Consider the following 14,899-nt stretch of genomic DNA (forward strand, 5'->3'; position numbering starts at 1 on the left):
AATACTTAGAGACTAATCCTTTATGTCTAAAAACTTCAACAATTCCATTGCTCTTATTGAAAAGGAATATTAGTCCTGCTGACCTTCTGTAGCTATGAAGTGATAGAAAAAAAGCTACAACCATAAGTAGTAGAACAACTATCAAGGAAAATTCTATATTATCGCCAACTAGCTGATTTTGCTCTATTAAAACAAATGTGAGTAAATACAAGACAAAAAAAACAGGTATTGCAACAACTCCAAATAGTGCTCTGCCAGTGTCTATTCCTTTGACCGCAAGCTTACCACCTACTTTCTTAGTTCGAATCATCTGTGATCCTAATGATTAGTTTTGACTATATTTATTTAAGGGAGGAGTGTAATTAAATACGCAATTAACTCAATCATCAATCATGGCTTTTTGCTTTGTATTAGAAATGCAGTCTAAGCCAAGTATTAAAGCTAGAAGGAAAGATGTGTTGAGATAAGAGTCCCTTTCAGGTGCTGAATTTGGCTGTTTTATCCTAATCATAACTAACCTGTCGAGCGACAGCTTTGCGGACACTTCTGCCGCTCAAGAATGTCTGCTCTTCACCAGTTTCAGACCATAAACTGCATTCTTTGGTGACAACTATTTACTCCTAAAACCATCGATTCTTACCACGTTTTTCGCCCCAAGCTCAGCCTTGAGCTTCGCGTTCTCAGTTGATAATGCCGCATTAACCGACACTAGCTTTTTAATCTGCAATTCAAGCTCTTCAACCTCCGACCTCAACTCACGACTCTTACCCTTTTCTAGTTTTAGCGCCTGAGTTTTCTCGTCTCTTTGAGCCTTCAAAGCTTTGCCAGTGACTTGTCGTATTTCGTCAGCAATGCCGGGGTATCTGTTGTGGATCGTTGCCTCAGACACTTTGGCTTCCTCTGCGACAGATGCAATACTGATTTTTCGTTTTGGATCAACCACTCTAGGTCTATTACGCTTCATTCGCGACAGGGCAAGCTGCAACGCCTTTTCGGTACTCATTGTCATGACGACACCCTCTTAACTTCTTCAAACATGCCAAACTCTTTCAGAACGCGCTCACAGCGATCAATATCGCGTTCAAGGCGTTGCTTACCCGCTTCGCCTATATCCTCTACGTCTTTCAATTCTAACTGCTGGATATAAATTCGTTTGTAGTAATCGCCGTGCCGCTCTTTTTCAATAATGGAATCCGCACAGTCAACACATCGCGTACCCTCAATGACGGATCGACCGCCACAGGCTGAGTTATCTGATGTGCACCACGAATGACCCGTTGAACGAAGATGCACGCTATCAGAGATTTTTTCTGCCATCTCAGCGCGACTCTCGAAGGTCTTAACTGCTTCACTCTTGGAGCGATAGGAGATTAGTTTATTAGCGAGCCCCCCCGTGATAATCGTGCCCTCATCCAAAAACTCTTCAACACGCGCCACCTTATAATTTTTAATCTCAATGGCGATCTCGTCGTAAAGCTCCACTTCTTGCGCTTCATTTCCCGCGTAGAGCAATGTCATGTCCATCGACCAATGCTTGAAGTGCTGCTTCAAATAACGCAAGTCGCCATACGCTGACTGTGCACAGTAAACTGCAAACGTGCGCCGAAAGCGGTGACTAGCCATGCCGTTAATGCCCAATGCAGTGCAGAACGATTTCAACCTACGATCAAAAGCATCACTAGTAAGCGCATTAATCGCATTCTTATTCGCCGTGCTTGTGGTCAAAAACAGATGGTGCTTGAAGTGCGCGATTTTAAGAGCTTTAGGATGCTCAGGATCGTTTTCAAGTAAGCTCTGCTGTTCTTGCCAAAGCCTTTCTCGTAAAGTACGTACATACGCCTTCTGCGCTTCAATTGCATCTATGACGATCTTAGGTACCAACCATTCGGTATAACCCTCATGCGTCTTACTGCTGTGCGATTTCAGCCAATACGACGTATCCTCCTCATTGTCCTCAATGCGATAAGCATCCCGATCAGGATTACGGTCATTCCACTCTATCGCGCAGAGTTCATGATTCCGTATACCACTAAACGTTAGGATAATAATGGCAGCAGCGATTGGAATATCATTATAGCGGCGATTGAATTCGCTTAAGCTGGCAAACCCATTGGGAGTAAGAACCGATGTTTGAAGTTTTTTGTTTACGAACGATACCGAAACACCCGTTGCATGCAGTTCAGCGCGCTTCGCCTCTAGCGATTGTTTCACCGCAACTAACTCATGCGCTTGCTCGATCAACTCCTGACAGGCGGGGACCAAGACCTTAAGCTGATCTTCTGGAATAATTTCCGTTTTCGCCTTGGGTACGCTGGTTTGACCTGTCATCCCCGCGAGGTGCAAGGCAGAGCTTTCTTCCCAAGGATGCGGAAATGCCCACTGAGTCTCGCGCAGATGCCTTTGTAGCGTCTCAACACCAAGGAATCTAGCAAACAAAGTGCCCGGGGACAGTGGTTTGTTTCGCGCCGATAGCGTTTCCTTCGTTTGTTGCACGTAGGTCGCACAAACGAGTGGGGTTATATCCTTTATGCACTTGATGTTCAGCGAGTCGAGATACCTTAAAAATTGCCTTATCGCTTTGAAAAACTCAACCAATGTGCCTCCGCCTGGATTGTTTTGCAGATCGTAGTGCTTGATCGCAAATTTCACCGCAGGAAAAAAGCGCTCGGGCAGCGACCCAAAGCGTAGCTTTTTTTGCTGTCCTTTGTGCTGCTTGTAAAGCGTGCATCTTCATATCGCCAAGTCATATCCTTATACTCGCTGATCACTTGATGACGCCCGTCAGTTAGACGGTAAGAAGAGATAGGCAATGTCAGTCGCTCTGACTCGCTCAACGCATGCAGTTTAATCGTATTGCCATGCGCCACTGCGCTCGCCATCAAAGTCTGACTCATGCGACCCCCTCAAGCTGTTGGCGATGCTTCCAGGCGGGATGAGGATTGGCTTCGGCTTCAGCGCGAACGGTCTGCACATACTCAGGATCAAACTGCGTCGCAATCTCGTTGTCGATAATACGAATGATATGCGCAAAGTACTTCTTCCAGCGTTTCGCGCCAATTTGCTCTCGCTCGTACACCAAGAGCCAATAAAACGAGAAAAGGCGGTATATATCCTCTTTCGTGACAACCATGTTGCGACATCGCACACAGGCCAAAAAGTCGGTGCAATAGATTTTATTGCCTTCTCTGTCGGTTTTCTGGCCTGAGTCCGCACACTTTGCCACTGAGGTATTCTGCTCAATGCCTCGAACGTTATCGGTCAGCTCTTTGACACGACTACGTCCCATGAAGTTAAAGTTTTTCTCTGCCTCTTTCGGTGCTTCCAAATAGTGTGAATCAGAGACTTTGACCGAATGCCCCGCGAGGGCGGCGGTGACGAAAGGATCACCACCCGACAGCTCAAAAATGCGATTCTCAAAGGTCTTGCGAAAGCGTGAAACATTGACCTTGAGCGGCTTGCCGTTGTCGTCCAGCAATTGCCGATCCGCGACCCACTTGGAAATGTTCTGTGCAAGTAAAGTAGAGCTCAACGCTGTCCCTTGATCTGCGTTTGCATTACTAGTCGCTCGATAAACCAACACCAAGTCCGAGTTCATCTCCTGACGTACTGATGCATTGCATTGAATAATGTGTTGGATCATCACAGCAACATCGGCTAGCACCGTTTGCACATTTTCGACTCTTTTTTGATGGCGTAAAACTTGAACCTTGGTGGCATTACCTCGACGCTTATACAGCACCAACAGCTTTCGATTTTCCTTCAAGGGGTGCTCTTGAATCGAATCGGTCGTCATTTCCAACAAAGGCGTCGTATTCATCCCTGACCGCAACGCAATCGCACACATCAAAATCGTTAATTCATAGCCGGTTAACGGCGCTTTCTTTTCTAAAATGGCATTCACATCGTCACTCAAGGCGTATGCAAGTCGTCGTCGCTCTGCTCTGGAAAAGGCTAACTGTCCTTTCACTTTTCGATTGGAATTTGGAAAGGGGTTTTGAGGAAAATCCACCCCATTGATCCAATCCATGCCCTGCATCTTGACTAACACTGACTTGGTGTGGGTGTAAAAACCTTTGGCTGAAGTGCCGTTCGGATACGCTGTTTTTACATGGCTGATATAGTTTTGAATCAGCTCACTGGTGATATCCGTTAACACAAGGTCACGGCCTTCGGCGGCCTGATAGAGTTTAAGATAGTCAGCAAGGTATTTGATGCCGCCATAGCAGTAATTACTTATTGTGCTGTGCGCGACCGTTCGCTCCTCGATCATGATCTGAATGGTTTGCTGCAAGGCGCTGACAATAGCGTCAAATCCGCATTCGTAGAGGATGGAGAAATCAAACCCATTAGTGGAATTCGCATTTTTACCCCAATAAACCTGCTGATCTTCTGGAACGCCAAGCTTCAGGACGGGCTTTTTAGTGGCGATTGAAGGCGTGTCCTGACTTTTAATTTTTGCGTCATTAAAACGTTTTTTAGTTCCCATTACGCCACCTCCAAACCGGAGCATATCTGATCGACATCATCGTCATAGGAGGTCATCACATCTCCTTCAAGCTCTTCTAGGTAATGCAGGTACACTTCAGTCGTATTGATGCTAGAGTGCCCTAAACGATCCCGAATATAAGACAAAGGGTTTCCCCGATAATTTGGATTGTTTCGTAAGCCGTATAGCTTCATCGTGGCATAGGTATGTCGCAAACTATGCAAAGTGATACCTTTGCGACCCACTATGCTCTGAAGCTCTTTGTTTAGGATCGTGCCCTTAATTGAGTAGGGCTGACCAAAGCGATTTAGAAATAACGGCGCTTGCTCATCAATTCCGTTCTCGACTAAAAGACCGTGCCGATCATGCAGTTTGTATTGCCACAGTCGTTCATACAAAGCGATAGGGATGTGAATGGACCGAGCCTTACTGCCTTTGGTTTTCATGTCCAATGGATTTAGATCAACGACGACAATCGAGCTACCGCGCTTCATTGCAGGGTCTTGGATAAATTTCTCAGGAAACGTTAGCAGCTCTTCTTTACGCATACCTGTTTGCAGAGCCATGCGATAAACAAGGTGTTGAGACATGAAGCTCTCACGCTTTAACAGCGCTTTGATTTCTTGCTTGGAGAGTACCTTTAGGCGACTCTTTTTTTCTTTCAGCATCACGTTTGGCGAACTTGTTATGCCACCACTTGTATCTGTGTGAGCAAGAAACCCTTTTGGCTTAGATATGATGATAGTTTCAATGTCGTAGGGAACAGAATCAATCCATTCTCTGCGTCTTGCGTACTCATAGAACTTGATGATAGTGCGTAACCTGCCATTGACCGTATTGGGGCTCAGGCCAAGATCAATCGACCAATCCCGATATGCGCCAATCACAGAATGTTCATAGGTGGCTAGACTTGCTCTCCAATCAAGATCATTTGCTTCAAGGTAAGAAAAATAGTCGTACAAATCCTGACCGTATCTGAGCCAGCTCTTCACACTTGAAACTCGACCTCGGGTAATACAGTAATAAACTAGGAACTGATGAACCTCCCAAACTAACTGCATTTCATTATCAACAATCAAAGGAAACTCAGCATAAGGTTGGCCGTTGAGTTTAAAGTCTTCTGTGGCTTGAATGAGTCTCATGCAGCATTGACCTTTATTTCTCTAAACCCAATTCTCTGCGCAACTAAAAACGCTGAATCTAATGTTTTAAACGTTCTTGGACTGACTCTTTGTGAATCTAAAATAATGGGCTCGCCAGACTTTCTTCCAAACTGAAGGCACCAACCTTCACTCATCACATTTCTGACAATGGTTGCAGACTTAACGTCACCACTATCAAATAACATTTTGATTGATTGTTCTTGCATAAAGCCCCTTTTGATAAATCATTATTTGTATTTTGATGTTGCTCAAATACAGGAAACAAAAACACAAATACTGTTCATCTATACAGCTAATATATGACCATTAACTAATTATGCAAGGCTTTTTTAAATATTGTTTTTATTAATCTTTATGAGTAAGGGCTTTATAACTCATGAACATAAATATTCCTCTTTAAATTATTGTCGTTTTAGTCAATTGAGTCGTGAGAAGTTCTCGGTCTTTGATTCGTCATTTCGCTCTCTATTTCACTCTCCATGTCACTAGACATTTTCTCGTGTTCGTGTAGATAGTTGTCGGCGCTAAAGCCGAAATCATCTGGGTGGGAGGTGTGCGAGTATCCATGCAATTGCTGCAACAACAGCAAAACACCAAGCGATATTAGAAAAACATTCGCTGCATTACTGAAGTTTTTAAATGACTTGGTTTTGCGCCAAATAGCCAATAAACCAAGCATGACAGTCAATGCGGCAATTTGACCGAGTTCGACACCTAAGTTGAACGAAAGAATTTTAAGCACTAACCCTTCTTCAGATAACGGGAGCATTTGTAGGCGGGTTGAAAGACCAAAGCCATGAATCAAACCAAAAACGAAGACCATCAAAAGCAGATTCGGAGAAGCGATGTTTAAATACTTCTTAAACCCACCCAGATTATCAAAACCTTTGTATATGACGGTCAACGCAATGACTGCATCTATAAGATAGTAATTTGCTTGGATCTGATAAAGCGTTGCAAAAAGCAGCGTGATCGAATGACCAATTGTAAAAGCAGTGACAAACTTAACAATGTCATTAAATCGAGTCAGAAAGAAAACAACCCCAAAAAGAAAGAGTAAATGGTCATAACCGGTGACCATGTGGCTTGCGCCTAACTCAATAAAATCCCAGTTAGTTGCTTCTAAGGCTTTTGCCTTATCTGCTTCGGACATGCCATGCCCGAAAACGACGCTACAGATAAAATAGAAACCAACGGCGATGGGCCATCGGCATTTTTTAAATACGGATAACATTATTTACCTCAATAATAAGTTCTAGCTTACGCTAGTAAAATTTTATGTTTTAAACGAGAGAGGGAAATAATTTTGGCGGTGCTCTAGCCTTAACATTAGAGCGAAAATGGAAGCTGCGATATGCAAAGGACTTGTCAAAATAGAACTGAGTGACGTTTTTCTGTTCATCGCACGAAAAACTAGTGACTAAGACTGCTTGAGGCTCTAGGTCATTGAGCCACTTTACATATTTAACGATCCAGTCTTGGCTTAGCTCGACGACCTGGTTCGTGTGACTATTTTGATCAAAAGCATCAGCATGATGAGACGCAACATTGTGCGAATGTGCTACTTGTGCGTGAGAATGGCCCGCCCCGTCATGATTATGGTTGGATGCCAAATGAATATGCGCCGAAGCAGACTGCATTGTCAGAAATGCAATCGCTAAGAAAAGTTGCCAGATTTTGCTTGTCAAAATAGTGCGCATGAACGAGCCAGATATTTGGGATCAATGGATTATAATGACGGATTCATTTCGATACTATCAATTATTCATGAAGGAATATTTAAAAATAAACGTAGTAAGAGATAATATTCATACCAAAAGAGAGGGTCAGCCTCAAGGAGAAGTCTTCCGTACTATCAGGCACCAAAGGCTTCTAAGGTGTTAATAAATATTGTGCGACAGCCTTTAAGTCGTTCCAGCTCATGTATCCGGTGCTATGCTCTACTACCTCACTCATACTGCCGCCAAACACATCGCCATCATGTTTGATTCCGGTCTGTAAGGCGTAGGCAAGATCATCCTCAGTCCAGCCATTTTCCTTTAGATTAGCCGCCGTGATAGCAGGAACCTTATTGTTGTTAGCATCATAACCACCAGCAAAAGTCTCTTGACTGTTCAAAGCGCCAAAAAGATTCCTTGGTGTATGGCAAGCGCCGCAGTGTGCGGCTACCTCAACCAGGAATTTTCCTCGATTGAGCTGATCGACTGACGCTGAATTCGCCACTGAAGCAGATGGGCTAAAAAACATGGCTCGCCATAGCTTTAAACCTTCACGAAAATTGAATGGAAACATTATAGACTGCTCGGGGTCTGGTTCAGCGACTGGCGGTACGGTTTGAAACGCTACCCATAAATCGGCTACATCTTGATCAGAAAACTTCTCGTAAAACGTGTATGGAAAAGCCGGATAATACGGCTTTCCTTCAGGTGAAATACCTTCTCTTAGTGCTGTCGAAAATTGTTGAAATGTCCACGCCCCAATACCATGTTTCGGGTCTGAAGTTAGGTTTGGCGCACGAAAATCACCGAAAGGCGTGGTTAAAGGTTTTCCTCCTGATAAGAATTTACCGCCGGAGTCGATATCAGTATGGCAAGCAATACATCCTGATATTCGCGCCAAGTAAGCGCCCCGAGCTGTATTTCCATTAATATCTTTTGAACTAAAACTTGGAGACAGGGGCATCCAAAGCCAATATAGAAGCGCCCCCCCTAAAAGCAATAGAAGCAAGCAAAAGCTGTAGTAGCGGCGAGGCATTCCTGTCATTTCTCGATGCGGTATTTTTTATGGCACGAAGCACAGCTCTGCCCAATCATACGAAACAAGCCAGCGCTCGGTTTGGAAGCAAGGTGTTCATCACTCATGTTGTCTAGCCCCCGTTGCGCTCCCATTGCTGCTTGACCTTGGGCACCCATCATTCCCTGGCCTCTCATTTGCTCCCCCATGCGACCATTCATAGGGCCCGATTCTCCCATCATGCTATGGCCGGACATATGATTTGAATTACCCATCATGGTATTCCCCATACCATTTTCTGGTTCCACATTCTGATTGTTGGCAGCTCCATCGTGCAAGGCCTGCCCTAAGCGTTCTAGATTGCGTGCTAAGCGCTGAAAATTCTCCCACTCATTCCATATTTCAGCAGTCGCCTCGCTAGGCATATTTAAACTGCCATCGGGAAAAAGCTTTGTCATATGCTCGCCAGAATGATCTCGGATCAGAAGCGCATTCCTCTTTACAGTTTCAGCGTCGTATTCTTTTTGCCCTCGCATAATCGGTTTTAGCTCTTTCATAGCGCCTTTTAGATTATCCATTAAATCCATACGCTCTTTAATAATACCGGTCGCCCCGCCATGGCCATAAGCGACAGCTGAAATGGAAAAAATAGCCAAAATTATAATCACTGCATTTCTGTTCATGAACTCGTACCTAATCAATTTTCCACCAAGCGTTAGTTGAAGTTTACGCCTATAAATCACTTAATTTAATCTCTCTAGTTAACTACGAAAATGCCTTCAGGTGAAGCAAAACCAAACTAGCGGGTCGTTTCTCACTATAGTAAACATAAGAATTGCATATGTTGAGGTCTATTTATACATAAGGTGTCAGACAGACAATCGTGTGCGTCAGCACGATTATGTTTATACTCTCGAATATATTCTACCGATCATTACCCGGCTTGCTGGCCCTGACCACAGTCCGAAACTTATATAAGGCAAAAACCTAGTATGACCATCGACGCAAAAACGGTCTCGGCAGTACCCACCAATATCATCACTGGCTTCCTCGGTGTCGGAAAAACTTCTGCGATTCTGAACTTACTCAAACAAAAACCCGATAACGAACGATGGGCGGTACTCGTCAATGAATTTGGCGAAATTGGTGTAGACGGCAGTTTGTTTCAAGGCCAGAGCTCTCAAGAACAAGGCGTATTTATTAAAGAGGTGCCAGGCGGCTGTATGTGCTGTGCATCGGGCTTACCGATGCAAATTGCTTTAAACCAGTTACTTTCACGTGCCAAGCCCGACCGCTTGCTGATCGAGCCAACTGGGCTAGGCCACCCAATAGAAGTCTTAGAAGTACTGTCGGCAGAACACTATCAACAAGTACTCTCCCTACAAAAGACCCTCACATTGGTCGATGCACGAAAGCTAAGCGATGAGCGCTACACCCAGCATGATACCTTCAATCAACAGATATTGATTGCTGATATGATCATTGGCAACAAAAGTGACCTTTACCAAGACGGAGATGAAGCACAACTCACCCAATATATTAAGAAAACAATGGATAAAGCCCCTCCTGTTGTACTAACAAGTTATGGAAATATCGACATCGCACTTTTGAATGGGCCGACATCATCAGTGGTAACAGCCAAACATCACCATCATGAATCTGACGCACCTAGATTACTCATGGACTCGCCTATACCGGAAACAGGCTTTTTAAAAGCAACAAATAAGGGAGAGGGCTACGAAAGTATCGGCTGGCGCTTTTCGCCAGATAAGACCTTTAGCCATGCTGCACTTTTCAACTTCTTGAGTGGAGTCAATGCTGAACGAATGAAAGCCGTGTTTATCACTGACGAGGGAGTATTCGGCTATAACCTAACAACAGATGCCTTAACCGAGGTAGCACTGGATGAATGCCTGGAAAGCCGGATTGAAATTATTGGCAAGGGCTTATCTGCTGATATCGAAACTGAACTGATGGCTTGCATGTCAGAGCTCAACTAGTCTTTTCGAAAACGCTCTTTTAGATAATTTAAAGTACTTTGATCCCTTAAGGTCGCATCGGCGTGATTCGATTCATTAGCCAAGCTATTCGCTATCAGAGGATTTTCCTAAGTGCTTGCTAACCACAAAAGCCAGATAGCCAACAAGGGGTCTTGGAAAGTCATGCGCCATCCCTTCTATCTCGCGGAATTCAGCACCTTCAATCAGTTCAGCATTTTTTCTTCCGAACTTGATAGGAATGAGCCGATCTTCGGCACCATGAATAATCAAAGTGGGGACATTGACTCGCTGTGTAATCTTTTTGGTTTTCTTAGTCGCTACAATCGCAGAAAGCTGTCTTTTTGTACCGTACTTTTCAGCATCGCGCGCCAGAGCTTTCCGGAGTCGAGATTCTAACTCTTCTTGCTTTGGCGGGTGAGTCCTGCTGCTAATCAAACGGACGGTTTCCATTTTCAGGTCTAGCTGTTCTTCTTCGGCAGCCTGGCTCGACTTAAGCAAATGAAGCCCCAGCTTCATATTCCAAGGCATCACTAAACCACGACTATCTGCCGTAGACATGATCGAGGTTAAGCTAATAATACGATCATGATAAATACCAGCAATGATTTGAGCGATCATGCCACCCATTGAAGCTCCGACAATATGGGCCTGTTTACACTTTAGGTGGTCAAGCAGACAGACCGCGTCGTGGGCCATATGATATAGATCGTAGGGTGCGTCTATCTTCAAGCCAAACCAGTTTGCCAATACCTGTTTCAACACACGAGGAGCTGCATAGTGATCAAACTTGGTAGAAAGGCCAATATCTCGATTATCAAATCGGATAACGTAATAACCTTCTTCAGCAAGCAGATGACAGAACCGGTCAGGCCAAACAATCATCTGGGCACCTAAACCCATAATCAGAAGTACGGCAGGCCTTTTAGGGTTTCCGAAGGTCTCGTATTCAATACTTACATCGTTACATACAGCTTTAGGCATGGTGACAGCACGGAGGAAAAAACAATAACAATGGGTTTAAGTTTAGATGCCGATCGGAGATACGATGTGAAGGTTTTGTGTCAGTTCGGGCAATACAATTCGGTGGCAATGACCAGTTTGCCTTAGCGAGTTTCACTTGATATTTGTTCATATTGGGAATATATTCCCAATATGAACAAAGAAACGTTAAGCTACAAAAACACCTTAAGCCAATGTGTCATCTTTATGATGAAACCTTTGGTGCGCATACTCCTGAGGTCAGGAGTCGGTTTCTCTGACTTTGCCGAATGGGTAAAACATGCCTATGTGGCCGTTGCAGAAGAAGAGTTCACTGTCGATGGAAAGCCCCAGAGCACCTCTAGAATTTCGATTTTAAGCGGACTTCATCGAAAAGAGGTTGCACGAATTCGTAAAGAACTTGATGAAAGCAAGATTCCCACCACAACCACACCTGCCAACCGGGCAGAGAGAGTCATTAACGCATGGCTTAGGGAGCCGGCTTATAGCCGCGATCAAAACGCACCGCTAGACCTCCCTTTTAGCTCGAGTAACGCTGACACACCAAGTTTTGAGTCTTTAGTCAAAGAATATAGTGGCGATATTCATACAACGACCTTACTTGAAGAACTTACCCGTTTAGGTGCAGTGGAGAAACTTGAAAATGAACACCTACGGCTAAACCAATCCGGCTATATCCCGATACCCGAAAGCCTTGATCAGATTGAAGTCGCCGCACAATCAGCACACGATTTAATATCCACACTAAGCAACAATTTAAATCCAGATTCAGACGAACCTCGCTTCCAACGATCTGTTGCTTACTTGCACCTATCAAGTGACTCTATTCAAGAATTTAAACAATACAGCAAAAAAGAAAATGAAAAATTGTTGCTCAAGCTGAATAAGTGGCTTGCACAGCACGACATGCCATTAGCCGAACAAAAACACGCTTCCAATCAGTACAGAGCGGGAGTTGGAATTTATTATTTCGAAGAGCTCAACAATAAATCGAGCCAAGTTTAAAGGACCAACTGCAATGGACATTCAACATAAACTTAAGCCAAGTTTGTTTCTTCTCACCTTGAGCTTACTGTCATCTGTTTTCGTTGGCTGTAGTGAGTCCGAGAATGATGGCGGAATTACCGGAACGGGCGGCCCTCTGGAAAGCTACTTAAAGCACGGAATTGCTTCGAATAACCAGAACCCTAGCTATTGCGATATTTGCCTCGATGCCCCCGTACTCGAAAGCGATGGAAGTGCAGATGCCTCTTCTGACGAGTCAAGCGATAGCTACTCCCGAACTAATACTCAAGAAACAGGAGTCGATGAACTCGACTGGCTTAAGACCGACGGAAACCTGATATACAGCTACAATGGAGGTTCCGACATCAATATATTTGAATTATCGGAACAGACAGGTAAACACGAAGCGCTCAATACCATTACCCTCTCTACTTCACGTCATTACTTACAGGGCTTGTATCTGGAAGAAACACTCGAAAACAAAAAACTTATTTCAATCGCTAACGAATACGCTCAAGTCTATAGCGACTACTTCTGGCACTGGAGTGATAGCCGTATCAGTATTGATATGTATGACGTGGAAACACCTGAATCCACCATAGACAAAACCACATCTATACAGATAGAGGGTCAGTATGTCAGCAGCCGAAAAATCGGCTCAAAGCTCTATATCATTAGCCAATACAGTGCCTACCTCGACGACTATGTAATCTATCCCTATGAAGAAGATGATATTAGCCGTAACGAGTCATTAATCAGCAAGGCCACATTAGAAGACCTACTCCCAAGCGTCACCTTAAATGGCCAAACAAAGATTTTACTAGGTGAAAATGATTGCCATATTCCTAACGAGCCAGAAGATTCAACACAACCTACCCTGGCTATCGTTACTAAAATCGACCTTGGCGCTTCACATGATATGGCGCTTTCAGATATAAAATCCAGCTGCATCGCCGCCCCCATTGCCACAATCTACGCATCATTGAACGCCGTGTATATGGTAGAAAATGAATACAGTTACGAAAACGCAAATGATTCATCTTATAGCAGTACGGTCTACAAGCTAGACTATTCGGACAATGGTCTAGAGTTTGCTGGAAGCGTAGCCCTAAGCGGCCAAGTAGGCTGGAATGAACAGTTCAGACTTAGCGAGTATCAGGATCATCTGCGAGTCGTGACCACTGACCATTCCAGCACAGAGAGAAATATACATCGGCTACATACCATCAATATTGATGATACAGAGCTGAACCTGAATGCAACAATCCCTAATGAATCGGCTCCGGAAGCTATCGGAAAACCAGGAGAGTCAATCTACAGTGTTCGATTTGACGGTGACAAAGCTTATATCGTGACCTTTAGACAAATCGACCCATTTTATGTACTTGACCTATCTAATCACGACTCTCCTCGCGTCGCAGGTGAATTAGAACTGCCCGGCTTTTCAAACTACCTTCACCCCTTCGGCGATACACTTGTCTTTGGCCTAGGCCGCGGCTCGGAAGGTGGCGTCGCAACAAATAATATCAAACTCGCACTGTTTGACGTGAGCGATATGAGCAACCCGCTATTAGTGAATGAAGTACTGCTTGAAGGCGACACATCATATTCTCCTGCCGAATACACTCATACGGCCTTAAGTATCTTACCCGGCAACGATGAACACTCATGGCGTCTAGGTTTTTCAGCGAGCATATTAGAGGACTGGCAGTGGCAAAAAGACGCCTACTATCTTTTTGAGGTCAGAGATACTGAACACCCTGAGGGTGCTAGTCTAAATCAAGCCGGAAGCATAGTCGGTAGCGAACTCGGCACCGGGCAGTCAGGTAGTTATTACTATTCATCCTACGACCGAGGGGTTCTCACTGGCACTCACGTTCACTACTCTCATAGAGGATACTTGATCACAGAATTGTGGGATGACCTGGCTAACCCCGCTGACTGAATGAAACCCTTTTTTAAGCTTGTCGAAGCGTCAAGCTTACTTAGATGTAGGTGCAAACATTACATTTTCGACGCTACGTTTTGCCGGTTGATAAGTGTTCACTTTATGCTCGGCAGGGTAACCGATCGAAAGACCGCATAGCAGTTTATAGTCTTCTTCTATATCGAAATGCTTTTTGATCGGACTTGCCCAAGTGGCAATAGCGGCTTGAGGACAGGACCCCAACCCTTCTTCTACGGCAGCGAGCATGAGTGATTGCATAAAGATACCGGCGTCCAAAGCACTATAAAGACCAAGTTTGTCATTGATAAATATAAAAATTGCAGTGGGCGCACCAAAAAACTCAAAATTCTTTTGCATTTGCGCCTCACGTGCCTCGTAGTCACTTCTTTCAATGCCCAGTGTTTCGTATAGCCCCATGCCACAATCAAACTTGCGTTTCTTAAGCTCATCAGGGTAACTGACGTCGGGGTTATAATCGCCGTCGGGCAAAACACCACTTGTTAACCCCTGCCAAATTTTGCTTGGTAACGGAAGGCGCTTAATCCGGCTAGCTTTGGCGAACTTG

Annotated in this window: 16 protein-coding genes; 3 read left to right on the forward strand and 13 right to left on the reverse strand. The window is 44.4% G+C overall.

Annotation, left to right across the window (positions count from 1 at the left end; all coding sequences use genetic code 11):
- The 11 genes from A3757_RS27610 to A3757_RS11790 all read right to left on the reverse strand — a co-directional run.
- The coding region (locus A3757_RS27610; protein WP_231878261.1) for a hypothetical protein at window positions 1-310 on the reverse strand (310 nt) is incomplete at its 3' end.
- Window positions 311-610: 300 nt separating this feature from the next.
- The gene (locus tag A3757_RS11740) at window positions 611-1,003 is read right to left on the reverse strand and encodes a TetR family transcriptional regulator (RefSeq protein ID WP_156490151.1); all 393 of its coding nucleotides are present in this window, start codon (window positions 1,001-1,003) and stop codon (window positions 611-613) included.
- Window positions 1,004-1,005: 2 nt separating this feature from the next.
- On the reverse strand, window positions 1,006-2,493 hold the full coding sequence (locus tag A3757_RS11745) for a tyrosine-type recombinase/integrase (protein WP_068552683.1): 1,488 nt from the start codon (window positions 2,491-2,493) through the stop codon (window positions 1,006-1,008).
- Window positions 2,494-2,645: 152 nt separating this feature from the next.
- Window positions 2,646-2,894, reverse strand: coding sequence for a hypothetical protein (locus A3757_RS11750; RefSeq protein ID WP_068552685.1), 249 nt, complete (start codon window positions 2,892-2,894; stop codon window positions 2,646-2,648).
- Window positions 2,891-4,486, reverse strand: coding sequence for a hypothetical protein (locus A3757_RS11755; protein WP_068552687.1), 1,596 nt, complete (start codon window positions 4,484-4,486; stop codon window positions 2,891-2,893). The genes A3757_RS11750 and A3757_RS11755 overlap by 4 nt, the downstream gene beginning before the upstream one ends.
- Entirely contained in the window at window positions 4,486-5,628 is a 1,143-nt protein-coding gene (locus tag A3757_RS11760) for a tyrosine-type recombinase/integrase (RefSeq protein WP_068513895.1), read from the reverse strand. Before A3757_RS11760 ends, A3757_RS11755 begins: the two co-directional genes overlap by 1 nt.
- A complete protein-coding gene (locus A3757_RS11765; RefSeq protein WP_068513899.1) occupies window positions 5,625-5,855 on the reverse strand; it encodes a hypothetical protein in 231 nt (76 codons plus the stop codon). Before A3757_RS11765 ends, A3757_RS11760 begins: the two co-directional genes overlap by 4 nt.
- A gap of 206 nt (window positions 5,856-6,061) precedes the next feature.
- Complete coding sequence (locus A3757_RS11770; protein ID WP_068568112.1) at window positions 6,062-6,883, reverse strand: HupE/UreJ family protein; 822 nt, start codon at window positions 6,881-6,883, stop codon at window positions 6,062-6,064.
- 49 nt (window positions 6,884-6,932) lie between these two features.
- Window positions 6,933-7,349, reverse strand: a complete 417-nt coding sequence (locus tag A3757_RS11775) for a hypothetical protein (RefSeq protein WP_068513906.1) — start codon at window positions 7,347-7,349, stop codon at window positions 6,933-6,935.
- Between the two features lie 172 nt (window positions 7,350-7,521).
- The gene (locus tag A3757_RS11785; RefSeq protein ID WP_231878262.1) at window positions 7,522-8,331 is read right to left on the reverse strand and encodes a cytochrome c; all 810 of its coding nucleotides are present in this window, start codon (window positions 8,329-8,331) and stop codon (window positions 7,522-7,524) included.
- Between the two features lie 77 nt (window positions 8,332-8,408).
- Complete coding sequence (locus A3757_RS11790; RefSeq protein WP_068553310.1) at window positions 8,409-9,065, reverse strand: cytochrome c; 657 nt, start codon at window positions 9,063-9,065, stop codon at window positions 8,409-8,411.
- Window positions 9,066-9,374: 309 nt separating this feature from the next.
- Between A3757_RS11790 and A3757_RS11795 the strand changes: the two genes are divergently transcribed.
- Entirely contained in the window at window positions 9,375-10,382 is a 1,008-nt protein-coding gene (locus A3757_RS11795; protein ID WP_068553312.1) for a GTP-binding protein, read from the forward strand.
- Window positions 10,383-10,466: 84 nt separating this feature from the next.
- On the opposite strand, the gene A3757_RS11800 is transcribed toward A3757_RS11795, so the two are convergent.
- Window positions 10,467-11,363, reverse strand: a complete 897-nt coding sequence (locus tag A3757_RS11800; RefSeq protein WP_068509440.1) for an alpha/beta fold hydrolase — start codon at window positions 11,361-11,363, stop codon at window positions 10,467-10,469.
- A gap of 171 nt (window positions 11,364-11,534) precedes the next feature.
- Here A3757_RS11800 and A3757_RS11805 point away from each other — a divergent pair, with 171 nt between their 5' ends.
- On the forward strand, window positions 11,535-12,386 hold the full coding sequence (locus tag A3757_RS11805; RefSeq protein WP_068509442.1) for a DUF6502 family protein: 852 nt from the start codon (window positions 11,535-11,537) through the stop codon (window positions 12,384-12,386).
- A gap of 13 nt (window positions 12,387-12,399) precedes the next feature.
- Window positions 12,400-14,331 carry a beta-propeller domain-containing protein gene (locus A3757_RS11810; RefSeq protein ID WP_068509444.1) on the forward strand — a complete coding sequence of 644 codons (1,932 nt, stop codon included), beginning with the start codon at window positions 12,400-12,402 and terminating at the stop codon, window positions 14,329-14,331.
- A gap of 36 nt (window positions 14,332-14,367) precedes the next feature.
- On the opposite strand, the gene A3757_RS11815 is transcribed toward A3757_RS11810, so the two are convergent.
- The coding region (locus A3757_RS11815; RefSeq protein ID WP_068739676.1) for a nitroreductase at window positions 14,368-14,899 on the reverse strand (532 nt) is incomplete at its 5' end.

The organism is Oleiphilus sp. HI0117 (assembly GCF_001635235.1).